The organism is Lacinutrix sp. (genome assembly GCF_023299985.1).
Taxonomy (GTDB): domain Bacteria; phylum Bacteroidota; class Bacteroidia; order Flavobacteriales; family Flavobacteriaceae; genus Lacinutrix.
This window is the reverse complement of record NZ_JALZVX010000040.1, coordinates 1-24792: the sequence shown is the minus strand read 5'-3', so window position 1 is coordinate 24792 and position 24792 is coordinate 1. Positions and strand designations below refer to the sequence as shown.

Here is a 24792-nt window from a genome sequence, read left to right as displayed (position 1 = left end):
TTTGCACGCAATTAATTCCAATTGCAATGACAGCACACGAAAATAAAATAGTTGGTGAAGGTTTAACCTACGATGACGTACTTTTAGTACCAGCTTTTTCAGAGATTTTGCCACGCGAAGTCAATATTCAAACAAAATTTACACGAAATATAACAATTAACGTTCCTATTGTATCTGCAGCTATGGATACAGTTACCGAAAGCAGAATGGCAATTGCTATGGCTCAAGAAGGTGGAATAGGTGTTTTGCACAAAAACATGACTATCGAGGAACAAGCTATGAAAGTGCGTAAAGTAAAACGTGCAGAAAGCGGAATGATTATAGATCCTGTTACATTACCGTTAACAGCAATTGTTGCAGATGCAAAAAATGCAATGAGAGAGCATAGTATTGGAGGTATTCCAATTGTTGACGATCAAGGCAATCTTAAAGGTATTGTAACTAACAGAGACTTGCGTTTTGAACATGAAAATAATAGAGAAATTATTGAGGTTATGACGAGCGATAACCTAATCACTGCTCCTGTTGGAACCTCTCTAAAAGATGCCGAAAAAATACTTCAAGAAAATAAAATTGAAAAACTTTTAATAATAGAAGGCAAGAAACTTGCTGGGTTAATTACGTTTAGAGACATTACTAAAGTTACTCAAAAACCTTTTGCAAATAAAGATACTTACGGAAGATTGCGAGTTGCAGCTGCAATTGGAGTTACTGGAGACGCAATAGATAGAGCAGCAGCTTTAGTTAAGTCTGGAGTAGATGCCATAATTATAGACACAGCACATGGACATACCAAAGGTGTAGTGAGTGTTTTAAAAGAAGTAAAATCAAAATTTCCAGGGTTAGATGTTGTCGTTGGAAACATAGCAACTGCCGAAGCTGCTAAATATTTAGTAGAAGCAGGAGCAGATGCAGTAAAAGTGGGTATTGGACCTGGTTCTATTTGTACTACTCGTGTAGTTGCAGGAGTAGGTTTTCCTCAGTTTTCTGCAGTTTTAGAAGTGGCAGCAGCTATTAAAGGATCAGGTGTTCCAGTAATTGCAGATGGAGGTATTCGTTATACAGGAGATATACCAAAGGCTATTGCAGCAGGAGCAGATACAGTTATGCTAGGATCGCTTTTAGCAGGAACAAAAGAATCTCCAGGTGAAACCATTATCTACGAAGGCAGAAAGTTTAAATCTTATCGCGGAATGGGATCTGTAGAGGCTATGAAACAAGGTAGTAAAGATCGTTATTTTCAAGACGTAGAGGATGATATTAAAAAGCTAGTGCCAGAAGGTATTGTAGGTCGTGTACCTTATAAAGGTGAATTATTTGAGAGTATTCACCAATTTATAGGAGGTCTTAGAGCAGGAATGGGCTATTGTGGCGCTAAAGATATTGATACGCTTAAAAAAACTGGAAAGTTTGTAAAAATTACTGCTTCAGGTATTAACGAGAGCCATCCACATGATGTTACTATTACAAAGGAAGCTCCAAATTATTCTAGATAATAAATTACTGTTTATAAATGAAGTTTAATATTTAAAAGCACAACTACTTAGTTGTGCTTTTTTTAGTTAAAAAAGACTTTAAATTTATTTTTCAATTATAATAGCTTCTAAAAAAGTGTTTAAATACGTGTAAAATATTTACAAACATAGTTGCTTGAATTGAGTTTAATTTTATAGACATTATCTCATATTTCTATTTTTTTTATCTTGCACAGTGTTAAAGTAAAGTATTGTATTAAAACTTTTTTTGAGTTTTTCTTTATTAAATATGCAGATTAATTGTTGTTTACCTATCTATTTTTTAGATAGTTACAAAAAATCTTATTATTATAGCACCTAAATTACTTATAAAACTAACACCTTGAATAAAATCCCTTTACTTACGATAGCCCTATTTTTACAGTTTGCTTTTAGCTTCGCTCAGACTGAAAAAGAAACCATAAAAACTATAGATTATAGATACTATTGCTCAGTCTCACAAGGATATGGATTCTTTAATTGTGATTTGTACGACAAGGTTTTTATAATAAAGATTATGCAAAAACAATTGATGATGTAAAGCTTTCTCAAATACTAATTAATATAATAGGTAACGCTTGTAAATTTACAGAGAATGGCACAATCTCATTAGATATTCAAGCTGTTTCAATAGAAAATGAACGTGCCAAACTTAAACTTAAAGATACAGGTATTGGGATTGCAGAAAGTAAACAACAATTAATTTTCGATGAATTTGCACAAGTAGAAAACGAAAGAGGAGAATATCAAGCAACAGGATTAGGTCTTCCTATTGTTAAAAAACTATTAGAAATTCATAAGTCTGAAATTAGCCTAATTAGTGAAGAGGGTGAAGGAACAGAAATAGCTTTTGAAATCAGTTACGATATTGCTAAAGAAAGCTACGAAGTGGAGAGTGGTGTTAAATTAGAATCTAAAATCTCTATCGACAATAAAACAATTTTAGTTGTAGATGATAATAGAATTAACAGAATAATTACTAGAAAAATGCTTGAAAAATATAAAGCAAATCCTTTAGTAGCAGGAGGAAGTTTGGAGGCTGTTGAGTTAGCCAAAACAAAGTCTATAGATCTTATTTTAATGGATATTAATATGCCAGGAATGGATGGCCTTGAAGCAACTGAAGCTATAAGATCTTTTAATAAAAATGTTCCAGTTATTGCGCTTACTGCAGTAGAAATTGAGGAAATGAGAGAGAGTATCCAAAACTCTTTAATTTGTGATATTATTATTATTATTAAACCTTATGACGAGATGGTTTTTGTAGAAACTATTTTAAAACATATTTAGTACAGTAGTCTTAAATGCTGTAACTTTTTCTAGTTATTATCTTACATTATGCAATTTTTTATGTTGTGTAAAATTTCACGACCAAAGCGTTATTATTCTCTAATTTAATGTATACAAAATATAGAATTATAGTATAAGAGATTTGATCCAATATTAGTAGGTTTAAGTTTTTTTGTAGTACTATATGGTTGTTTTCTATTTGTAAAATTCTTAAAAATAGTCTGTTTATAAGTTTTAAAAACATATTTATGTATTAATATTATATACTTAGTTTATACAGTTTTTAATAGAGTTAGCTTATTTAATATTTGTTTTTCACTTTCATTTTAGAGTAGTAATTTTATTGGTTTTTTAAATATTCTAATACCCATAAATAGTTATAATAGAGCAAAATAATACTAATGAAAGTATATTATGTGCTACTTTATTAAGCTCATAAAATTCAATACTTCTAATATATTGCTGATTCTAATAAACCAGTATAGCTTAAAGCCTATATTTTTGTTTTATAGACCCAAAAAAGGTTTGCCTCATGAGATTAATAAAACTAAACTAAAGCACGATAATTAATTGTGAAAATTCGTAAATAAAAGTTTTTAGGTGCTAAAACTAAATTAAATAATGAACTTGTTTTTAAAATTAATATGAAACCACTAAAAATTGTTCTAAACTATTATTCTTAAATATTTAACAAAAAAAATCAGACCAATTAAATTGATCTGATTTTATCATTTACATATGATGTAAGCTATATGTTATTATGGGTTTGTATTAGTTATTTCCCATTTGTTAATGTTACCGTTGTAAGTAAGTTCGAATGCGTTACCTTGAGGTATTGTCATGGTAGAACTGTATTTCATTCTATTTTTACCATAAGAATTATTGCAATGAGTCACAAGAGCTATAGAGCCATTTGTTGCTGCTACTAAAATCTTTTTACCATGGTTTACAGACATTATACCAGTTACTATAAGGTCAATATTTAATGCTAAAATTTTAGTTTTAGGTACAAACTTAGTTATCCCATTAGTTTCTCCTGGAAAAATCCCAACATCAGCATTGTCAACTCTAACAGGATCGGTTGGATCCGTTTCTGCTAAAACAGATGCGTTGGTTTCGTAGTTTGTGGTTGTGCTCTTAACAGATGCGGATGATGCATTTTAATTTAAAAAACAACATAACATTAAAAATGTAGATAACTTAAGCATAGTATTTATTTCGTTAAATTTGAATAGCTCAGTAAAAACACATTGAATCAGGATGAAATATTAATTTCATAGGTGAAAAAGATATAATTTTCTACAAAACGCATATTTGTTTGTTAATATGTTATTTTTACAGTTAAAAAGACAACCATGAATAAGTGCTCAACAACCATCGGTAAATAGCCTTTTTATATTTAAAATTATCTATTTATTATAAGAAGCCTGAAAATAAGAAAAGATTTTTAATACATTTAAACTAGAGTCTTAAAAAATAAAATGTAGTAACTAGTAGATTATGATACAAAAAATCATTCTACATAAACTTGACCACGATGCGGTTTTAATGCATCTCTAATAGGTTTCATTCCTTCTTCATTTACAATCATAAAAGCAATAGCATGGAAATCATTAATAACTTCAAAGCCGGTCATGTTTAAGCTTAATTCTTTAATATTAATGTACTCTTTTAGGTGAATCTCGTGGTGTTGAGCTACCTTTAATCCATCAGGTCCTTTAAAATCCCATATTAATTTTAATTTACGCATCTTTTTATAGAAATACCTTAATAGGCATAGTTTTAAAATAGTTAATACAAATTATAGGCTGTATTTTAAAAAAAATTGAGAACCAACAGATCCTTTTAGAGTAATCTTTAAACAATCTATAATATCTATATTTTTTTTGTAAAAAAATAATAAAGTAAAATTAAATAAATTTATAACGTAAAATATTAGAGAGTCTCTAAAATATTTCTTTATTCGTTAAAATAATTTGCAATCTAAAAACTAAATTTAGTTATTTAACTAACACTGCTTTTTTTACAATAAATATTCTTTTTCTATCGTTTGTTAATGTATTTGTATTATAGGCTAATATTGTTATTTTTGCAACACTTTATAATATTACATATAATTAAAGAAAGTGAGAGGGTTAAGTATTTTACCTCTTAAATCAATAATTGCTATTCATAGTATGCAAGCTTATAAAATTATAAAAATAAACTCATGAAAATTAAACATCTATTATTCCTTTTTACTTTTATTTTTGCTTCAATATTTTTGGCGCAAGCTCAGGATAAAGACGTGCTTTTTACAATAAACCAAACAGCTATCTATACTTCAGAATTTACAAGAGTTTACAATAAAAATTTAGACTTAGTAAAAGACGAATCTCAAAAAGATATTGATGCATACCTAAAACTCTTTATAAATTATAAACTAAAATTGCAAGAAGCAAAACGATTAGAATTAGATAAAAAGCCAAGTTACTTGCGTGAATTCGAAAGTTATAAAAAACAATTGGCTAAAAATTATTTAACAGATAATAAGGTAACAGACGATTTAGTTATAGAGGCACATAATAGATTGCAGACAGAAGTTAATGCAAGTCATGTTTTAGTTAGAATAGAAGAGACTGCGAGTGCTAAAGATACTTTAACAGCTTACAAAGAAATTGTAAAATTAAGAGATCGTGTTATTAAAGAAGGTTATAAAGTTGTGCAAAAAGACGTGCACAATGGAAAAACCATTTTTGCAGAAGATTTAGGTTATTTCTCAGCCTTTAAAATGGTTTATCCTTTTGAAAATGCTGCATTTAATACTAACGTTGATGAAGTATCGCAACCATTTAGAACACGTTTTGGCTATCATGTAGTAGCCGTTTTTAATAAACGTAGAGCTAGAGGTGAGGTTTCTGTAGCGCATATAATGATTAAAACAGATGAAGAAAATACAAACAATAAAGAAAGTGAAACTAAAATTAACGAAATATATAAGCGTATCCAACAAGGCGAAGCTTTCGATGGGTTAGCCCAACAATTATCTGAAGACAAAAGCTCTTCGAGTAAAGGAGGAATGTTAAAACCATTTTCTAGTGGCGAAATTAGCGCTCCTGAATTTGAAGCAGCTGCATTCGAATTAAAAAATATAGACGATGTGTCTAAGCCTTTTAAAACACAATTTGGATGGCACATTGTAAAACTAAAGGATAAAAAAGATATTGCATCTCTAGAAGAAATGAAACCGCAATTACAATCTAAAATAAAAAAAGATTCGCGTTCTAAAATTATCAACCAGTCTAGAATTAAAACCTTAAAAGCAAAATACACCATTACAGAAAACGATGCCGCTTTAAGTTATTTTAAAAGTATAGTTTCTAAAGACTATTTTAATAACAAATGGAGACAACCTTTAAATTTTGAAGCAGAAAAAATAATTGTTAAAATTCAAGATAAAGCTTTAACCTATAATGATTTTGGTCAGTTTTTAGTTAAAAATCAACGTAATTATAATAACAAAACAATTACAATAGCAGCAGTTGTAAATAAAGTTTATAATAGTTTTCTAGAAAACGAATTACAGAAATACCAAGAAGATAATTTAATGGTAGAAAACAATGATTATGCTCAAATTGTTGCAGAATATAGAGACGGTTTATTATTATTCGATTTAATGGAAACTGAAATTTGGAATGTAGCAAAAAACGATTCTGTTGCATTAAAAGAGTATTACAATACGCATAAAGAAAGTTATTTTTTTCCAGAGCGAGTAGATGCAGTAGTGGCTTCTTCTGCTAAAAAAAGCATAGTAAAAAAAATATCAAAGTTAATGAAGAAAGAAGTAGGTGTGGAGTCAATTAAAAATCAGGTAAACACTAACAATCAAGTTAATGTTAGTTTTTCTTCAGGAGAAATGGATAAAAATCATCAGGCATTACCAAAGCCACTTAGCTTTAAAAAAGGCGTTTCTAAAATATATAAGCATAATGATGGTTATATAGTTGTTAAGGTTAATGCCGTTTTATCAAAAAGCCTAAAAACGTTTGAAGAAGCTAAAGGAAATGTGATAGGAGATTATCAATCTTTTAAAGAAGAAAATTGGCTTAAGGAATTAGCAAGTAAATATATTGTAAACATTAATCAAGAGGCTTTAAATACTATAAAACAGACACTAAAAAATTAAGATGTTTAAGCAAATTCTATTTTATGTATTTATTGTTTTTGCTTTAGCGTCTTGCGACTATTTTAAGCAAGTAGAAACTAAAAACGTAATAGCCAGAGTAAACGAAACTTATTTGTATGAAGAAGATCTAAAAGCAGTGCTGCCAGAAAATTACTCTAAACAAGACAGTACTGTAATTGCAAGTAACTTTATTAATAATTGGGCAACAGAACAGTTATTAGTTCAAGGTGCAAATCTAAATTTAAAACAGAATACGCAAGACGAATTTAATGCATTAATAAATCAATATAGAAACGATTTATACAGTAAAGCTTATTTAGAAGCCTTAGTATATAAAAACCTAGATACAACAGTTTCTAAAGCTGAAGCCACAAAATATTATGAAGATAATAAACAAGCATTTAAGCTTAACGAGGATCTTATAAAATTTAGATACATTAATATTGAAGAAAACAGATTAGATTTAAACGATGTAAAGCAAAAATTTAAGCGCTTTAATACAAAAGATAAAAGAGAATTAGATTCTATAGCAATTCAGTTTAAGTCTTATTCTTTAAATGATTCGGTTTGGATAAGATTAGATCAAGTTATTACTAAAATACCAACAGTTACTTCAGAAAATAAAAATGAACTGTTAAAAAAAACTAATTTTATACAACGTAAAGATTCATTAGGACTATATTTGATGCAAATTAACGATGTCTTGCTTAGAAGCGCAGAAGCACCTTTAGAATATGTGCTTCCAACAATCAAGCAAATAGTAGTAAACAAACGTAAACTAGAAATTGTAAGACAACTAGAAAAGGATATTACAAAAGATGCAATTAAAAATAAACAATTTGAAATTTATAATTAATTTGAAACACATAATAGCAATTTGCTTAACACTTTTTGTAGCTAATGTAATGTTAGCACAAGAAATTATTGACGAGACACCAAAAGCAGAAAAAGTAAAAGATTCTACAAAATCAACTACAAATATTAGAGTAGATGGAGTTGCTGCAGTAATTGGAGACTATATTGTATTAGAGTCAGATATAGACAAAACATACCTTCAACTTAAAGCCCAAGGTGGAGATCCATCTAAATTTTCTAGATGCCAATTATTTGGAAAACTTTTAGAAGACAAATTATATGCACACCATGCAATACAAGATAGTATTGTTATTAGTGATGCCGAGATTCGTTCTTTCGTAGACCAACAACTACAACAAATTAAACAACAGGTTGGTGGCGATATGAAACAAGTTCTTGATTTTTATAAGAAAGCAGACGAACAAAGTTTAAGAGATGAGATGTTTGAAATCAATAAATCTCAAAAGTTAGGAGCAGAAATGCAACGTAAAATTATTGATGAAATCGAAGTAACACCAGAAGAAGTACGTCAGTTTTTTAACAAAATACCTAAAGACCAACTTCCTGAATTTGGAACAGAACTTAGAGTAGCACAAATAGTCATAGAGCCAAAACCTACACAAGTAGAAATAGATAACGTAATTAGTAAACTTAAAGATATAAAAAGAGACGTAGAAAAAAATGGAGCAAACTTTAGGTCTAAAGCACTTTTTAATTCAGACGATCCAGGATCTAAAAAAAATGGAGGAGCACTACCTCCAATGAATCGCTCAAGACCAAGAATGGTGAAAGAGTTTAGAGAAGTTGCTTTTTCTCTTCAAGAAGGAGAAATTTCGCAGCCTTTTAAAACACAATATGGCTATCATATTATTTTACTTGAAAAAATTAGAGGTCAAGAATACGATGTAAGACATATTTTAATGATTCCAGAAGTAGCAGAAAGCGCTATTAAAGAAGCAAAAGATAAAATTGAAGAAACTAAAAAAAATATAGAAGAAGGCAGTATTACTTTTGCAGATGCAGCTAGAGAGATTAGTGACGAGATAGAAACTAAGTTTCAAGGCGGACAATTAATTAATCCTGCAACGCAAGATTATAATTTTGAATTAACAAAAATGGATACAGAGATCTATGTAAAAATTCAAGATTTACCTAATAACAAAGTATCCGACGTTCTTGTAGATAGAGACGAAATTGGTAACGTACAATTTAAAATTCTTACGGTTACAGATAGAATAGATGAGCACTTAGCAAATTATTCTCGAGATTATCTTAAAATTAAAGAATTAGCTCTAAACGAAAAACGTCTAGAGACTATTGGTAAATGGCAAGAAGAAAAAATATTAGATACTTATGTTAAAATAAGTGGTAATTATAGAGATTGCGATTTTACTAATAATTGGCTTAAAAATTAACTTATAAAACTAAGGAATGTCAGACGTAGCAGCTATTAACCAATTAGTAATAAAATATAAGGCTTTAAAACAAGAGATATCTAAAATTATTGTTGGTCAAGACGATGTAGTTAATCAAGTATTAATTTCTATTTTTTCTGGAGGACATTCACTCTTAATAGGTGTTCCAGGTTTAGCAAAAACACTATTGGTAAATACAATAGCTCAAACTCTAGGTTTAGATTTTAAACGTATTCAATTTACGCCAGATTTAATGCCAAGCGATATTTTAGGAAGTGAAATCTTAGACGAAAGTCGAAATTTTAAATTTATAAAAGGACCAATTTTTGCTAATATTATTTTAGCAGATGAGATAAACCGTACACCTCCAAAAACACAAGCAGCTTTACTTGAAGCTATGCAAGAGCGTTCTGTAACTGTAGCAGGACACAATTATAAATTAGACTTGCCGTACTTTGTATTAGCAACACAAAACCCAATCGAGCAAGAAGGAACTTATCCTTTGCCAGAAGCACAATTAGACCGTTTTATGTTTGCTATTAATTTAGATTATCCAACTTTTGAAGAAGAAGTACAAGTTGTAAAAGCAACTACTAGTGATGCTAAACCAACAGTAAAAGCATTATTTAATGCGCAAGAAATTATAGATTTTCAGCAATTAATTCGTAGAATTCCAGTAACAGATAACGTTATTGAATATGCAGTAAAAATGGTAGCTAAAACTAGACCAAATAACGACACTGCTGCAGATTTAGTAAAACAATATATAGATTGGGGAGCAGGACCAAGAGCATCTCAAAACTTAATCTTAGCTGCAAAAACGCATGCTGCAATTAATGGTAAATTTTCTCCAGATATCGAAAATGTTCAAGCTGTTGCAACTAGTATTCTGCGTCATAGAATTATTAAAAACTACAAAGCAGAAGCTGAAAGTGTAAGTGAAGAACAGATTATAGAAAGTTTGTTTTAAATGAAAGCAAAACAGTTTGTTCCTGCTTTACTTATTTTTATTTTTGGAATTATTTTAACCATTATTGGTGCTCTTTTTAAAATTCAGCATTGGCCTTATGGGAGTGTAATTCTAACTTTAGGTTCAGTAGTCGAAGTTATAGGGCTAATAGTCTTAATAGTTATTTTAATTAAATATTTTTTAAAGAAATAATCAAATACTATTCTCAAATAGTAAAATTTTATTTCTTAAATTTTCACTTTAAGTAAAAAGTATTTCATTTTACTTATTAATTTAATATTTTTTTAATCTTATAATTATCATTTTGATATATTATCAATAGAATTAAGAATATATTTTAAATAATTCGCAAACGCTTTCGTAATTCGTTACAAATTTTTTAAATTCTTCAATATTTTGTACTTTTGCGAGACCGTGAATTCGGAATTCATACTAAACAATAACAACCTAAAAACTATTACTATATGGCATTTGACATCGATATGATTAAGAAGGTTTATAGCCAAATGGCAGAACGCGTTAATGCAGCACGTGAAGTCGTTGGTAAACCATTAACACTTTCAGAGAAAATTTTATACAATCACCTTTGGGATGGTAAAGCTACTAAAGCGTTTACTAGAGGTAAAGATTATGTAGATTTCGCACCAGATCGTATTGCTTTACAAGATGCAACAGCACAAATGGCTTTATTGCAATTTATGCAAGCAGGTAAAAGTAAGGTTGCTGTGCCTACTACAACGCATTGCGACCATTTAATTCAAGCTAAAGATGGAGCTTCAACAGATTTAAAAAATGCTAACGATGTATCTAGTGAGGTTTTTAATTTTCTAGAATCTGTATCTAATAAATATGGATTAGGTTTCTGGAAACCAGGAGCAGGAATTATTCATCAAGTAGTATTAGAAAATTATGCATTTCCAGGAGGAATGATGATTGGTACAGATTCTCACACAGTAAATGCTGGAGGTTTAGGTATGGTTGCCATTGGAGTTGGTGGAGCAGATGCTGTAGATGTTATGGCAGGAATGGCTTGGGAATTAAAGTTTCCAAAATTAATAGGTGTTAAGTTAACAGGTAAACTATCTGGATGGACTGCACCAAAAGATGTTATCTTAAAAGTAGCTGGAATTGTTTCTGCAAAAGGAGGAACAGGAGCTATAGTTGAGTACTTTGGAGATGGAGCAATTTCTATGTCTTGTACAGGAAAAGGAACTATTTGTAACATGGGAGCAGAAATTGGAGCAACAACTTCAACCTTTGGTTACGATGAGTCTATGGAACGTTATTTACGTGCTACAGAAAGAGCAGATGTTGCTGATGCAGCAAACCAAGTTAAAGAATACTTAACAGGAGATCCAGAAGTTTATGCTAATCCAGAGCAATATTTCGATCAAGTTATAGAAATAAACTTATCAGAATTAACACCATTATTAAACGGACCATTTACACCAGATTTATCAACTAAAGTTGGTAAGGACATGAATGCAATCGCTACTAAAAACGATTGGCCAATAAATGTTGAATGGGGATTAATAGGGTCTTGTACTAACTCTTCTTACGAAGATTTGTCTCGTGCATCTTCAATTGCACAACAAGCTTTAGATAAAGGCATAAAAATGAAAGCAGAACTAGGTATTAATCCTGGTTCAGAAAAAGTAAGATACACTGCAGATAGAGATGGTATTCTTGGAATATTTAAAAAACTAGATGCTAAAATATTTACAAACGCTTGTGGACCTTGTATTGGTCAATGGGCAAGATATAGCGATCCAAAAAACGCTCCTAAAAATAGTATTGTACATTCTTTTAATAGAAACTTTGCTAAACGTGCAGACGGAAACCCTAATACACACGCTTTCGTTGCTTCGCCAGAGATAACAGCTGCAATAGCAATTGCAGGTCGTTTAGACTTTAATCCGTTAATAGACAAGTTGCTTACAGAAAACGGAGAAGAAGTTATGTTCGATGAGCCAACAGGATGGGAATTACCACCAAAAGGGTTCGAAGTTAAAGATAACGGCTACTTAGCGCCTCAAGCAGATGGTAGTGGAGTAGAAGTTAAAGTAAGTACAACTTCAGAACGTTTACAATTATTAACACCTTTCGAGCCAATAGGTAACAAAATTGATGGTGCTAAATTATTAATCAAAGCATTTGGTAAATGTACAACAGACCATATTTCTATGGCTGGACCTTGGTTACGTTTCCGTGGACATTTAGATAATATTTCTAATAACTGTTTAATTGGTGCTGTTAATGCTTATGGCAAGAAAACAAACTTTGTTAAAAATCAATTAACTGGTGAATTTGGTGGTGTACCAGATACAGCAAGAGCATATAAAGCAGCAGGAGTTCATACCATTGTAGTAGGAGATCATAACTATGGTGAAGGTTCGTCAAGAGAACACGCAGCAATGGAGCCAAGACATTTAGGTGTTGTAGCTGTAATTGTAAAGTCTTTTGCACGTATTCACGAAACAAACTTGAAAAAGCAAGGAATGTTAGGTTTAACATTTACTACCGAAAGTGATTACGATTTAATCCAAGAAGATGATACTTTTAACTTTGTTGACATGGCAGATTTTGCACCAGGTAAACAATTAACTTTAGAAGCTGTTCATGCAGATGGAAGTAAAGATATAATTATGCTAAACCATACATATAATCAATCTCAAATAGATTGGTATAACGAAGGTTCTGCATTAAACCTAATTAAAAAAGAGAACGCATAATTATTGTTTCTTTTTAAAATTTTAAAACTCCTAATTATTATTAGGAGTTTTTTATTCTTTTTTGTAAGTAGTATATATAAATAGCGACTATTAAGTATCTAATAGTCAATAAAAAGAAAACATGAATTCACTTTGGTTTTTCGAAGACACCAATCTTTTTAAGGTATTATGTCCTCACAAGTTTAAAGCATATAAGAAAGATCACGATTTTGATGCTTACAAAAAGAAAGACTATATCTACTTTACAGAAGATTTTGCTAACAAAGTTTACCTTATTGAAAAAGGAAAAGTTAAAGTTGGTTATTATAGTAAAAGTGGAGAAGAGGTGGTTAAAGCTATCTTATCTAAAGGACAACTATTTGGCGAAAAAGCTATTTTAGGAGAAGAGATAAGAGATGAATTTGCACAGTCTATAGATAATGGAACCACAATTTGTCCAATAGGAGTTGACACTATGCATGAGCTAATGCGAAACAACCAAACGTTTAGTTTTAAGGTTTATAAATTTATTGGATTTAAATTTAAAAAGTTAGAAAGACGTCTTCAGCTTTTAATGTTTAAAGACACAAAAACACGCTTGTTAGAATTTTTAAACGAATTATGTGCAGAATATGGCTACGATTGTCCAGAAACTGGAGATCATGTTGTTAAACATTCATACACTCAAAAAGACATTGCCTCATTAATTGGAACGTCGAGACCAACATTAAATATTTTAATTAATGAATTAAAAGAGGAAAAAATTCTAGATTTTAATAGAAACGAAATAAGAATATATAAAGCATCTGCTTAGATAGTAAAGACCTATTTCTAGTTTTATATAATATTGATAACCCAAAAAAATTATTTACTACTTTTGCAAATAACAATAACAAATTTTTAAAAAAAAACAAAAAATGATTTAAAAAAATGATTTTAGTAGCCTTGTTATTAGGTTTTTATGCCACTTCTTGAAGTGATGATGATGCAACAGCAGTATAAACAACTTCCTTCAATCTAATAATTAACTTAAATGGGTTAGAAGTACTTGGAGACGATTTTGTATATTAAGTTTGGGTAATAGTAAATGGAACACCAGTATCTACAGGAACTTTTAGTTCTATAACTTTTCCACAAACATTTCAAGTAAATACTGCATCTACTTTTGTTTTATCAATTGAACCAGATCCAGCAACAGATCCAACAAAAGTTTTAGCGAGAGATTTTTCTGGTAATGAAGTATCTGTAACTACTGGATTAATTGAATATTTTTCAAATGCAGCAGGTTCATTCTTTTTCAGAACACCTATAGATGAAACTTTAGGAGATAATATGAATAATGAAAATGGTGTATGGTTTGGTCTTCCTGGAATGCCACCTGTACCACATTAACATTACCAACTTTACCTGAAATTTAGGCTTATGAAGGTTGGGTAATCGGTGAATCAGGACCATTATCAACTGGTATATTTACAGCATTTAATGTAGCTGATGATAATGTTGTAGCAGCAACTAGTTTTAGTAGAATAGAAAATGTTGGGCCACCAATTCCAGGAGAAGATTTCTTTAATAATGCACCAGCAGGAGAAGATTTTCTATTAGATGTTTCTGGTAGAATGATTGTTGTTTCTTTAGAACCATCTCCAGATTATTCTCCAGCTCCATTTGCACTTAAACCTTTGTTAAGTATACCACAAGCTAGAACTGTTGCACCAGATAGTCACATGCTTAATCAAAATTTAGATTCTTAACAGGTACACTAACAAGATAAACAATAATATAGAATACTATATAATCACCTCAATAAATAGAATTTATAAGGTATAATAGTAAAGTTTGTTTTTTTTAGATCAAGCATTAATTGGAAAATTAGCGCTTCATTATTTATATAGCTATGTCAAAAAATAGAGTTTCAATTAAAAATATAATTTTTATTGTAGTAATAGTACTGATGGTAATACCACAAACGCGACAAAAAATTCAAGTAGCTCTGCATACTATTATTGCTAAATTAAGCCCAAATATACAAGATAGTGATGCTTTAAAACAAGTAAGTAGCTATAGTTGGCAATTAGAAGATTTAGAAGGCAATAACTTCATTTTAAACCAATTAAAAGGAAAGGTAGTGCTAGTTAATATATGGGCAACGTGGTGTCCTCCTTGCATTGCAGAAATGCCTTCAATTCAAGAATTGTATAATGATTATAGTGATAAAATTGAATTTGTTTTAGTATCTAACGAAAATCAAGAAGTAGTAAAAAAATTTTTAAAAAATAAAAATTATAATTTAAAAGTTTTCACTCCATTATCTCAAGCTCCTAAAACCTTTAGTGTAAATAGTATACCCAGAACTTTTTTATTAGACAGAGATGGCAATATTATTATAGACGAGTCTGGTGCCGCAAACTGGAACAGCCAAACGGTTAGAAATACTATTGACGAATTACTTAAACTATAAAGTTTTAAAAAACGCCTTTATAAAGGCTATAGAAAATAACGATTTCATAATTTTTAATTCTTCTAAAAGTGAAGATTCTTCGTCTAGAAAACGAAACTTACTTTCTACAGTGTTTTCAGCATAAAATTTCTCGAAAATCCATTCGCCTTTTTCGTTTTCATCATGTAAAACTTTTAAAAATATTTTATCATAAAACTTATATTTTTGCTTAAAAAGACCTTTTGAAACTTGTTTGTTCTGCTTTAAATTTTCAATAATTTTAGTTACTTTATTTTCAGTATGTTTATAAGAATAACCAGTAGAGCCCTTAACCCATCCACCAGCAGTGCCAATTTTTGTAATATTTTTAGTTGAATAATTTTCAAATGGAAAATTCGTCATAGGAATGTTTCCGCTTTCCGTTTCAATAATAGTGTAATCACTTATTTTTAATGTTTCAGTAATATATTTTTTTATAAAACTATCATAAGTCTCTTCATCTACAATAGCTTTAGTAAAATAAGTAAACTCAACAAGTGCTTTGGTTTTAGATAATGGCAAAACATAAGTAAATGTGGTTTGCTGGCCATCTTTTAACCTATAATCCATCATTGTAAATTGTTTTGGATTAAAAACAGGTGTTTCTGTTTCAATAATCCATCCTTTAAAATGTTGAATAATTTTTGTGTATTTGTTTAATTCTGAAAAATAATCTTCAGTAATTCTACTATCAAAGACATGTTGAGCAGAGTAGTGATTCTCTTTTGTTTTTACTATTAGTTGAGCTTTGTCTTCAATAGAAGTAACTTCATCTATAATAAAATGAAAATTATTTTTTTTATCAAGTACTTGCTTAGCTTTAGAATAAAAATCTAAGGCATGAATGGTTTTATATATGTAAGGTTTTAATTTTAATGTGAGCTGTTTTTTGGAAGAAAAAAACAAAGCTTCATTCCATGATTTGGATACAATATCGTCCCATTTACCATTTTCTTTTTCCCAAAAACTCCAAGTTTTGTCGTTTTTGGTTTTTGAAGATTTATCTATTAAGGCAATTTGTTTGTCTTTAAAAAAAGAGCTTTCAGCAAGAGACAATGCTAATTGAAATCCAGCAAGACCATTACCAATTATAATATAATCAAAACACTTGCTATTTGGCATTTATTTTATCTTAACGTTTAAAATATTTAAAAGGAACAAACAACATTCCAAAACATTCGCCATGACCTTTACCTAAATGTTTATGGTGCATTTTATGTGCACGTCTTACTCCTTTAGCATACCAGTTATTAGCGTTTCTTAAAAACTTAAAACGTTGGTGTATAAAAATATCATGAACAATAAAATATGCTGCTCCATAAGCCATTATGCCTAAACCAATTGGTAAATAATACCAAATGCCTTCATAACTCCAAAGATAAAAACAAGTCATACTAACAATAGCATAGAAAATAAAAAAGGCATCATTACGCTCGAACCAGCTATTGTGTTCTTTGTGGTGGTGATCTTTGTGTAAAGACCATAAAAAACCATGCATAACGTACTTGTGTGTAAACCACGCCATAAATTCCATGGTGCTAAATGTTGCTAAGAAAACAATAATCCAATATAGTATTTGCATTACAATAAATTTAATTGATATTTTACGTAACTTCTAGTTAATAATTCTACTTTTTTATAGTTTGGTACTCTAACACGAGTATTCTTTATCTCTAAAGCAGGAGTTGTTTTTAATTTTTTTAATAATTGATTATAATAACGGTATGCCATAAAAACTCCAAATTTAGCTTCTAAAGGCAGGAGTTTAATACCTACAAGACCTTTAGCAAAATCAGATTCAATGTCATTAATAATTATTTGCTTTGCGTCTTCATCAAGGTTATTTAAATCTGTATTTGGAAAGTAAGTGCGTTCTAAAACATCGAAATCTGCTTTTAAATCTCTTAAAAAGTTTACTTTTTGAAAAGCAGAACCTAATGACATAGCAGAATCTTTTAATGCATTATATTTTTCATTATCTCCATTTACAAATACTTTTAAGCACATTAATCCTACAACATCTGCAGAGCCATAAATGTAATCTTTATATTCGCTTTCAGTTAAGTAAGTGGTTTTAGAAAGGTCTAATCGCATACTTTTCATAAAAGCATCTACCATATGCTTTTCTAAATTATATTTATGGTAGGTATACTGAAAAGAATTAAGAATTGGATTTAGACTTATTTTATCGACTAAAGCGGCTTCTAAATCGGCTTCAAATCTTTCGAATAATGTTTTTTTATCAAATTCATGAAACGTATCTACAATTTCATCTGCAAATCTTACAAAACCATAAATATTATAAATGTCTTGACGAATAGAGTCTGAAAGCATTTTTGTAGCCATAGAAAACGAAGTGCTGTAAGCTTGAGTTACAAGCTTACTACAACCATACGAAACTGAATCGAATAATGCTTTCATTTTAATTATTGTGGTGTTTATTTATTAATTTTGCTACCAATTTACCCGAAATTAAGGCAGGAGGCACACCAGGACCAGGAACTGTTAATTGTCCTGTAAAATATAAATTGTTTACCTTTTTACTTTTTAATTTTGGTCTTAAAAAGGCAGTTTGTAAAAGTGTATTTGCCATACCATAAGCATTACCTTTGTAAGAGTTATATTCTTTAATAAAGTCTTTTACGCAAAAAGACTCTTTAAAAATAACATTATTTTTTACATCCTGTTTAGTTAATGTTTCAAAACGTTTAATTATGATATCGAAATAGTGTTGTCTCAGTTGTGGAGTATCCTCAATACCAGGAGCTATTGGTATTAATAGAAAACAAGTTTCACAGCCTTCTGGAGCCATACTCTTATCAGTTTGAGATGGAAAATTAGCATAAAATAATGGGTCTTCTGGCCATTTAGGATCATCATAAATTTCTTTTGCATGTGTTTCAAAACTTGTATCGAAAAACAAATTATGATGTTCAACATTTTTTAGCTTTTTATCTAAACCTACATAAAATAAAAGAGATGAAGGTGCAAATGTTTTTTTGCTCCAATAACTTTCAGAATACTGTCTGTGTTCTTCATCAAGTAGAGTTTCAGAATGATGATAATCAGCACCACTTAAGACAATATCAAATTCTTTTCGCTTATTATTTACAGTAATAGATTTTACATTTTTATTAGTAATATCAATTTTTGAAACAGCACTATTTGTGTTTATTGTCACACCAAGTTCTTCCGCTAATTTTTTCATAGCTTTTATAACTTCGTACATGCCTCCTTTAGGGTGCCATGTTCCTAAACCAAAATCGGCATAGTTCATAAAATTATAAAATGCAGGTGTTTTGTTAGGCTTAGCTCCTAAAAACAAAACAGGAAACTCTAAAGTTGATATTAACTTTGGATTTTTAAATCGTTTTCTAACATCATTACTAATAGTTTTAAAAAACTGATCGACACGTATTGCAGTCTCAGGAGTAATTAATTCTAAGGGTGAAATTCCAGGTTTTAAAACAACTTTATTTATTGCAATATCATAGTTTTTGCCAGCTTTTTTAATGAATTTTTTAAGTGATACAGAACTTCCTGACTCTATGCGCTCAAATTCTTCACATATTTTTTCCATGGTGTCGCCTATAGTAATCTCGTCGTCCTCAAAAAATATTTTATAAGCAGGAGAAAGCTTGTCTAATTGGTAATAATCTGATGTTTTTTTATTGAAGTCTGAAAAAAATGTATCAAAAACATCTGGCATCCAATACCAACTCGGACCAATATCAAAAGTAAAACCGTCTTTTATTAATTGTCTGCATCTTCCACCTACAGTTTCGTTTTTTTCAAAAACAGTAACCTTATTACCATATTTTGATAAATAACAAGAAGCAGATAACGCTGAAAAACCAGAACCAATAATTGCTATATTTTTTTTCATTTTAGCTTACCTTTTGATTTTTATGGCATAAACTGTTAAGCACTGCTTCTGTAGATTCTAGGACAACTATTTTTTCGTTTAGAATATTAGTATCAATAGCATTAACTTGTCTTCCTGATACATAAAGTTCATTATTAGTTCCTTTTAATATTTTAGTATGAAGTTTCTGTAAGTAGTTATTTATTATATCAGACTCTGGCTTTACTGTGAAACTTGAGATAAATGTGATATCCTTGTAATAATCTTTTAAATATTCTAAACTGTCAATAGGCATGCTTTGCCCTAAGTATATTGTATGAAAACCTTTCTGTGTTAATTCATAATTTACGAAAAGGAGCCCTAATTCATGAATTTCATTTGCAGGAAGGAATAAAACATATGTATGATCTTTATTTATCTTTTTTGTTTCATTAATTGCCTTTTCAGTATTAACTAATATTTTTTTTTTAATTAACTCAACAATAAAATGCTCATGAGCTGGAGTAATGGTGTCAGTCTGCCATAGAAAGCCAATATCATCTAAAAATGGAACAATGAAAGTGTAAAATATTTCTTTAAAAGAATATTTAGATAAAAGTTTATCAAAAGTTAAAAAAAATAGAGATTGATCAAAACTAAACATGGACATTTTAAAAGCATTGATAGCAGAACTATCATAAAGCTTACTGTCAGAAATTTCTTTTACAAGTAAAGGGATTTCATCTTCGTTTAATTTAGCAATTTTAGAAACTTTGTAACCATTTTTATTTAAATAACTAATATTTAGTATTTTTTGTAAACTTTTTAAACTATAGTATCTAATATTCGTATCAGATCTATTAGGATGAAAAAGAGCATAACGTTTTTCCCAAATTCTAATAGTGTGCGCCTTTATTCCGGAGAGGTTTTCAAGGTCCTTTATACTAAATTTTGTTTTTATATTGTTCATTGTTCCGCTAAAATAATTAAACAAAATACAATTACACTAATATTAACAAAGTATTTGTAATAATTATAAATGAATAAATAATCAGAAAAAACAAAAAAAATGTACGCACGAGAAGACTCGAACTTCCACGATCTAATCGATCACTGGCCCCTCAAGCCAGCACGTCTACCAATTCCGCCACGTGCGCATTTAAAAATAAATATAAAAAAAAAAGTTAAGCATAGCTTAACTTTTTTAGTGACCGGGCTGGGGCTCGAACCCAGGACCCTCTCCTTAAAAGGGAGATGCTCTACCAACTGAGCTACCAGGTCTTTTCCTTTTGAGGGTGCAAATATAAAACGTTTTATTAATAATACAAGCGTAATTTAAAAATTATTTTTGTTTTTTTGTGCTTAATATTTCTACATCTTTAATAATCAAATAATAAGAGCAAAAATGAATATTATTTTACTTGGATATATGGCTTCAGGAAAGTCCAAAATTGGTAAAGAACTTGCGAAAATTCTAAATTATGAATTTAAAGACTTAGATAATGTTATCGAAATTGAAGAAAATAAAAGCGTAAAAGACATTTTTAGAGATTCTGGTGAACTATATTTTAGAAAGAAAGAAAAAGAGTATTTAGATACGTTACTAAAGCATTCAAAAAATACTATAATTTCTCTAGGAGGTGGAACACCTTGTTATTATGATACAATAGACAGTTTAATAAATAACAAGAGCTTAAAAACTGTATATCTAAAGGTTAGTATAGAAGTTTTAGTTGATAGACTTAAAAAGGAAAAATCAAAAAGACCATTAATTACTAAAATAGAAACTAATGAACTTTTGGCAGAATTTATAGGAAAACATCTTTTTGAAAGATCCTACTATTATAATAAAGCAGAAATAAAAATAAACGCTAATGATTCTGTAGATACTATTGTTGAAGATATTATACTTCGATTATTTTAAATTTATTTCAAAATTCTTAGCTTCTAAAACAACTTCAACGTGTTCATTTAAAGATGTTGAGAGAGAAATACCTTTAAAATCTGCTTTTACTGGGTACTTTTTATGGTTTCTATTAACTAAAACGGCTGTTTTAAATTTCTTTAGAGGAACATCTAAAAAATGTTTAACACCATAAATTAGTGTAGTTCCAGAGTTCAATACGTCGTCAATTAGAATTACTGACTTGTTCTTGTAATCTTCTTTTTTAATAGACGTTGTTATAGTGTCTAATGGGTTTTTCTTATCTATTGTTACTTTACATAAAATTGGTTGTATGGGCGAGATTTTGCTTAAAACAGACTTTAGTTTTTTAGCTAAAAGGTAGCCGTTGGAGTCTATTCCTGCTAAAATAACTTCGGTTTCATTACTATTCGATTCATAAATTTGATAAGCAATTCGTCTAATTTTATGTGTTATCTCATCGTGAGAAAGTATACGGTTTTTTAAACTAGTCATAAATTTTTGTATTAATTTAATAGAAATTATTCCTCTTCATTTTCTCTGTAAACATCATCGATATTTCTTCTGTCCTTTTTAGTCGGTCTACCAGTACCTTTTTTTCTATAATAATCTTTTGCATATTTAAGTAAATCCTGAGATGCGAATGCAGATTTTGGTGTTGTATCCACTCTATAAATATCAACTAGTTTAGCACCAACGCGATTTGGTGGAATATCTAAAATAGTGATAGAATAGTTAATTTGGTTTTTTCGTAATTCAACTTTATCTGTAGGATATACGTCTCTACTAGGCTTTACAGCCTGTCCATTAACTTTTATATGTCCTTTTTTACATGCTGTAGTTGCAATATTTCTTGTTTTAAAATATCTAACACACCATAAATACTTGTCAATTCGCATATAATTTAACTTAATTCTACGTTAATGATATTGTGCAAAGTTATTATATAGTTTATCTTGCACCCAAAAATAAGCAAAAATGAATTTAAGAAAATTTTTAATCCCAATTTTAACCTTATTACTTATTACCTTTTCATGTAAAGATGATGATTTAGAAGACTTTATAGCTGTTCCTGATAGAGATAGAGACGAGGTTAATGATGAAAATGATGCAGAGATACGATCTTACTTAGATACTCATTTCTTTAACTATGAGGATTTCGATTTTTCGGATGCTACAAATCCAGCGAATAATGAGTTTATTGTAGTCTTAGATACAATTTCTGCAGATAATGGTACTCAAAATAAAACACCTCTTAGTTTCTATTTAGAAAATCCGACTAACGACTATCCTAAATTATATATTAAAACTGTGGTTCAAGACGATATAGATTACAATCTATATATATTAAAAGTTAGAGAAGGAGAAGGAGAAGAAATAAATGCTTTAGACGCAGCAGCAATGCTATACAGCGGAACAATAGTAGATGGCTCTGTTTTCGATAGCCAAGTGAATATAGAATCTGGGCAACCATTCAACCTTACAGGTGTTGGAATTGTTGGAGGTGTTGTAGCTGGATTTAGAGAAGGTGTTATTGAGTTTAAAACTTCAACGGGTTTTATTGAAAATACTGATGGTTCAATTACATATAAAGATCATGGAGTTGGAGTCGTATTCATGCCTTCTGGTTTAGGATATTTTTCTTTACCTCCTATAGGTTCTATACCTCAATATTCACCATTGTTTTTTAATTTAAAAATAATATCTAGAACTAATACCGATTTCGATTTAGATGGAATACCTTCACATTTAGAGCATCCAGATGGAGATATTACAGGAGATGAAGATAATTCTGATGATGATTTATTGGTAGATTTTATAGATAATGATGATGATGATGATGGTATATTAACTAGCGATGAAGTGGAGCAAAAAGAGTATGAAGGTAATGGTATAAACCAATTCATGACAAAAGCAGAAGCACAAGATTATTTTGATAATGATATTACTGATGAAGTATTCATTAGCATAGTAGGAGAATTAGATGGAACGTTTACATTAAATACATTAATTGTTCCTTCAACAATGGTAAATGGAATTTCTGTACCTAACTACTTAAATTCAGAAGTCGCAATCGAATTAGAATAGTTTTCTTAAATTAATGTAAAAAAGCCCAATTTGAAATTCAAATTGGGCTTTTTTAGGTTTTAAAGTTTTTTATAATTCAACAGAGATGCCCAGTATTAACTGTTCGGCTCTTGTATCTAACCTATCAATGTTAACTGTTGAATTATTTAAAATAAGAGTTGTTTCGTTATCTGTAAAACCGCGTTCGTATCGTAAATCTATTCCAACAGAATTAAAATTTAGTGCTATTCCAAAATTAAGACCAACGGTGAAATCATTTTCAATAGTATTAATTTCAGCATTATCAAAACCAGAATCTAATATATATTGAAATGCTGGACCAGCAAATACACTAACAGGACCCAAAACCTTTAAACCAAATAAAACAGGAGCATCAATACGTTTAAGTTCATAATCTCCTAGCGCATACTCACTATTTGTTTTAGTATACATAAGTTCAGGTTTTATGTAAAGCTTGTCTCCTAATTTACCAAAAACACCAATGTGGTAACCAATTGCTCTTGTAGGATCGTCTGAAGTGTTACTTACAGAGTTAAAATAATCACCATTAGCATTATAGTTTACACCTGCTTTAATACCAAATCCGCTTCCGTTTTGTGCCATTATTGATGAAACAATTGCCAAAACAAAAAATACTGATAAATAGACTTTTTTACTTAAATCACTTTTTTTAATGAAGTGATTTTGAAACTTTGCAAAATTTTTCATAATTATCGTTTTTTAATGTGAACTGTAACTTTAAACGAAAATCGTGCCAATATATTTTCTAATAAGCTTAAAACTAAGATAATAATAAATATAAAAAAGGCTAAAAAAATCTATTGATTTTTTTAGCCTTTAGACTATAATATTTTAAGGAGTATTATTTTCTTTTAATCACTTTTTTACAAGCTTTTATAATAGCATCAGCATTTAAGCCATACTTATCCATAAGTTGTGCAGGTGTTCCAGATTCACCAAAAGTATCGTTAGTCGCAACAAATTCTTGAGGCGTTGGTTTGTGTTGCGATAATACTCTAGCAATGCTTTCTCCAAGACCACCTAAATGGTTATGCTCTTCAGCAGTAACAATACATTTTGTTTTACTCACAGAATCTATTATTGATTTAGCATCCAAAGGCTTTATAGTATGTATATTTATTACTTCAGCAGAAATTCCTTTGTCATTTAAAGTTTTAGCAGCTTCTAAAGCTTCCCAAACTAGATGTCCAGTTGCTACTATAGTAACATCTGTTCCATCAACTAAATGTAGTGCTTTTCCAATTTCAAATTTTTGGTTTTCAGCAGTAAAGTTGGCTACTTTAGGTCTTCCAAAACGTAAATAAACAGGGCCTTCATGATCTGCAATTGCCAATGTTGCAGCTTTTGTTTGGTTATAATCGCAAGGATTAATAACCGTCATACCTGGTAACATTTTCATTAAACCAATATCTTCAAGAATTTGGTGTGTAGCACCATCTTCACCTAAAGTTATACCAGCGTGCGAAGCACATATTTTTACGTTTTTGTTAGAATAGGCAACACTTTGTCTAATTTGATC

24 protein-coding genes, 2 tRNA genes and 1 pseudogene are annotated in these 24792 nt (G+C 29.8%); 14 read left to right on the top strand and 13 right to left on the bottom strand.

Annotated features, from left to right (window positions below):
- Nucleotides 1-26 precede the first annotated feature (26 nt).
- From guaB to Q0C58_RS02270, 3 genes and pseudogenes are all read left to right on the top strand, one after another.
- Nucleotides 27-1496: an IMP dehydrogenase gene (gene guaB, locus Q0C58_RS02275; RefSeq protein ID WP_290696889.1), complete on the top strand. Its 1470-nt coding sequence runs from the start codon at nucleotides 27-29 to the stop codon at nucleotides 1494-1496.
- A 546-nt stretch (nucleotides 1497-2042) separates the two neighbouring features.
- Nucleotides 2043-2363, top strand: a pseudogene (locus tag Q0C58_RS12405) (ATP-binding protein); the annotation flags it as partial.
- 39 nt (nucleotides 2364-2402) lie between these two features.
- Nucleotides 2403-2804, top strand: a complete 402-nt coding sequence (locus Q0C58_RS02270; RefSeq protein ID WP_290696886.1) for a response regulator — start codon at nucleotides 2403-2405, stop codon at nucleotides 2802-2804.
- A gap of 758 nt (nucleotides 2805-3562) precedes the next feature.
- Here the strand turns inward: Q0C58_RS02270 and Q0C58_RS02265 are convergent.
- Nucleotides 3563-3760, bottom strand: coding sequence for a hypothetical protein (locus Q0C58_RS02265; RefSeq protein WP_290696883.1), 198 nt, complete (start codon nucleotides 3758-3760; stop codon nucleotides 3563-3565).
- Nucleotides 3761-4317: 557 nt separating this feature from the next.
- Nucleotides 4318-4554 carry a hypothetical protein gene (locus Q0C58_RS02260; RefSeq protein WP_290696880.1) on the bottom strand — a complete coding sequence of 79 codons (237 nt, stop codon included), beginning with the start codon at nucleotides 4552-4554 and terminating at the stop codon, nucleotides 4318-4320.
- Nucleotides 4555-5013: 459 nt separating this feature from the next.
- Here Q0C58_RS02260 and Q0C58_RS02255 point away from each other — a divergent pair, with 459 nt between their 5' ends.
- The 9 genes from Q0C58_RS02255 (at nucleotide 5014) to Q0C58_RS02215 (ending at nucleotide 15378) form a co-directional block, all read left to right on the top strand.
- The gene (locus Q0C58_RS02255) at nucleotides 5014-6969 is read left to right on the top strand and encodes a peptidylprolyl isomerase (protein WP_290696877.1); all 1956 of its coding nucleotides are present in this window, start codon (nucleotides 5014-5016) and stop codon (nucleotides 6967-6969) included.
- 1 nt (nucleotide 6970) lies between these two features.
- Nucleotides 6971-7825: a peptidyl-prolyl cis-trans isomerase gene (locus Q0C58_RS02250; RefSeq protein WP_290696874.1), complete on the top strand. Its 855-nt coding sequence runs from the start codon at nucleotides 6971-6973 to the stop codon at nucleotides 7823-7825.
- A gap of 1 nt (nucleotide 7826) precedes the next feature.
- Nucleotides 7827-9239 carry a peptidylprolyl isomerase gene (locus Q0C58_RS02245; RefSeq protein WP_366841119.1) on the top strand — a complete coding sequence of 471 codons (1413 nt, stop codon included), beginning with the start codon at nucleotides 7827-7829 and terminating at the stop codon, nucleotides 9237-9239.
- Nucleotides 9240-9255: 16 nt separating this feature from the next.
- Entirely contained in the window at nucleotides 9256-10209 is a 954-nt protein-coding gene (locus Q0C58_RS02240; protein WP_290696868.1) for a MoxR family ATPase, read from the top strand.
- The gene (locus Q0C58_RS02235) at nucleotides 10210-10401 is read left to right on the top strand and encodes a hypothetical protein (RefSeq protein WP_290696865.1); all 192 of its coding nucleotides are present in this window, start codon (nucleotides 10210-10212) and stop codon (nucleotides 10399-10401) included.
- A 272-nt stretch (nucleotides 10402-10673) separates the two neighbouring features.
- Complete coding sequence (locus Q0C58_RS02230) at nucleotides 10674-12941, top strand: aconitate hydratase (RefSeq protein ID WP_290696862.1); 2268 nt, start codon at nucleotides 10674-10676, stop codon at nucleotides 12939-12941.
- A 121-nt stretch (nucleotides 12942-13062) separates the two neighbouring features.
- Nucleotides 13063-13734, top strand: a complete 672-nt coding sequence (locus Q0C58_RS02225; RefSeq protein ID WP_290696859.1) for a Crp/Fnr family transcriptional regulator — start codon at nucleotides 13063-13065, stop codon at nucleotides 13732-13734.
- 802 nt (nucleotides 13735-14536) lie between these two features.
- Nucleotides 14537-14671, top strand: a complete 135-nt coding sequence (locus Q0C58_RS02220) for a hypothetical protein (RefSeq protein ID WP_290696856.1) — start codon at nucleotides 14537-14539, stop codon at nucleotides 14669-14671.
- Between the two features lie 143 nt (nucleotides 14672-14814).
- The gene (locus tag Q0C58_RS02215; protein ID WP_290696854.1) at nucleotides 14815-15378 is read left to right on the top strand and encodes a TlpA disulfide reductase family protein; all 564 of its coding nucleotides are present in this window, start codon (nucleotides 14815-14817) and stop codon (nucleotides 15376-15378) included.
- On the opposite strand, the gene Q0C58_RS02210 is transcribed toward Q0C58_RS02215, so the two are convergent.
- The 7 genes from Q0C58_RS02210 to Q0C58_RS02180 form a co-directional block, all read right to left on the bottom strand.
- The gene (locus Q0C58_RS02210) at nucleotides 15373-16518 is read right to left on the bottom strand and encodes a lycopene cyclase family protein (protein ID WP_290696852.1); all 1146 of its coding nucleotides are present in this window, start codon (nucleotides 16516-16518) and stop codon (nucleotides 15373-15375) included. The genes Q0C58_RS02215 and Q0C58_RS02210 overlap by 6 nt on opposite strands.
- Before the next feature lie 10 nt (nucleotides 16519-16528).
- Nucleotides 16529-16978: a sterol desaturase family protein gene (locus tag Q0C58_RS02205; protein WP_290696850.1), complete on the bottom strand. Its 450-nt coding sequence runs from the start codon at nucleotides 16976-16978 to the stop codon at nucleotides 16529-16531.
- Nucleotides 16978-17817, bottom strand: coding sequence for a phytoene/squalene synthase family protein (locus Q0C58_RS02200; RefSeq protein WP_290696848.1), 840 nt, complete (start codon nucleotides 17815-17817; stop codon nucleotides 16978-16980). The genes Q0C58_RS02205 and Q0C58_RS02200 overlap by 1 nt, the downstream gene beginning before the upstream one ends.
- A gap of 1 nt (nucleotide 17818) precedes the next feature.
- Nucleotides 17819-19282 carry an NAD(P)/FAD-dependent oxidoreductase gene (gene crtI, locus Q0C58_RS02195; RefSeq protein WP_290696845.1) on the bottom strand — a complete coding sequence of 488 codons (1464 nt, stop codon included), beginning with the start codon at nucleotides 19280-19282 and terminating at the stop codon, nucleotides 17819-17821.
- A gap of 1 nt (nucleotide 19283) precedes the next feature.
- Complete coding sequence (locus Q0C58_RS02190) at nucleotides 19284-20210, bottom strand: MerR family transcriptional regulator (protein ID WP_290696842.1); 927 nt, start codon at nucleotides 20208-20210, stop codon at nucleotides 19284-19286.
- Nucleotides 20211-20312: 102 nt separating this feature from the next.
- Nucleotides 20313-20397: transfer RNA gene (locus Q0C58_RS02185), tRNA-Leu, on the bottom strand.
- Nucleotides 20398-20448: 51 nt separating this feature from the next.
- Nucleotides 20449-20521, bottom strand: a tRNA-Lys gene (locus Q0C58_RS02180).
- Nucleotides 20522-20645: 124 nt separating this feature from the next.
- Here Q0C58_RS02180 and Q0C58_RS02175 point away from each other — a divergent pair.
- Entirely contained in the window at nucleotides 20646-21164 is a 519-nt protein-coding gene (locus tag Q0C58_RS02175) for a shikimate kinase (protein WP_290696839.1), read from the top strand.
- Here the strand turns inward: Q0C58_RS02175 and Q0C58_RS02170 are convergent.
- Together Q0C58_RS02170 and Q0C58_RS02165 are read right to left on the bottom strand one after the other, a co-directional pair.
- Complete coding sequence (locus Q0C58_RS02170) at nucleotides 21156-21659, bottom strand: phosphoribosyltransferase family protein (RefSeq protein WP_290696836.1); 504 nt, start codon at nucleotides 21657-21659, stop codon at nucleotides 21156-21158. The two genes, Q0C58_RS02175 and Q0C58_RS02170, sit on opposite strands and share 9 nt — an antisense overlap.
- A 26-nt stretch (nucleotides 21660-21685) precedes the next feature.
- Nucleotides 21686-22063: an RNA-binding S4 domain-containing protein gene (locus tag Q0C58_RS02165; RefSeq protein WP_290696833.1), complete on the bottom strand. Its 378-nt coding sequence runs from the start codon at nucleotides 22061-22063 to the stop codon at nucleotides 21686-21688.
- 79 nt (nucleotides 22064-22142) lie between these two features.
- Between Q0C58_RS02165 and Q0C58_RS02160 the strand changes: the two genes are divergently transcribed.
- Complete coding sequence (locus Q0C58_RS02160; RefSeq protein WP_290696830.1) at nucleotides 22143-23252, top strand: hypothetical protein; 1110 nt, start codon at nucleotides 22143-22145, stop codon at nucleotides 23250-23252.
- A gap of 69 nt (nucleotides 23253-23321) precedes the next feature.
- Here Q0C58_RS02160 and Q0C58_RS02155 read toward each other — a convergent pair whose 3' ends face one another.
- Nucleotides 23322-23960 (bottom strand): outer membrane beta-barrel protein, encoded by a 639-nt coding sequence (locus Q0C58_RS02155; protein WP_290696828.1) that lies wholly within the window; start codon nucleotides 23958-23960, stop codon nucleotides 23322-23324.
- 154 nt (nucleotides 23961-24114) lie between these two features.
- Nucleotides 24115-24792, bottom strand: a 678-nt coding sequence (locus tag Q0C58_RS02150) for a transketolase C-terminal domain-containing protein (protein WP_290696825.1), incomplete at its 5' end; no start/stop codon positions are given.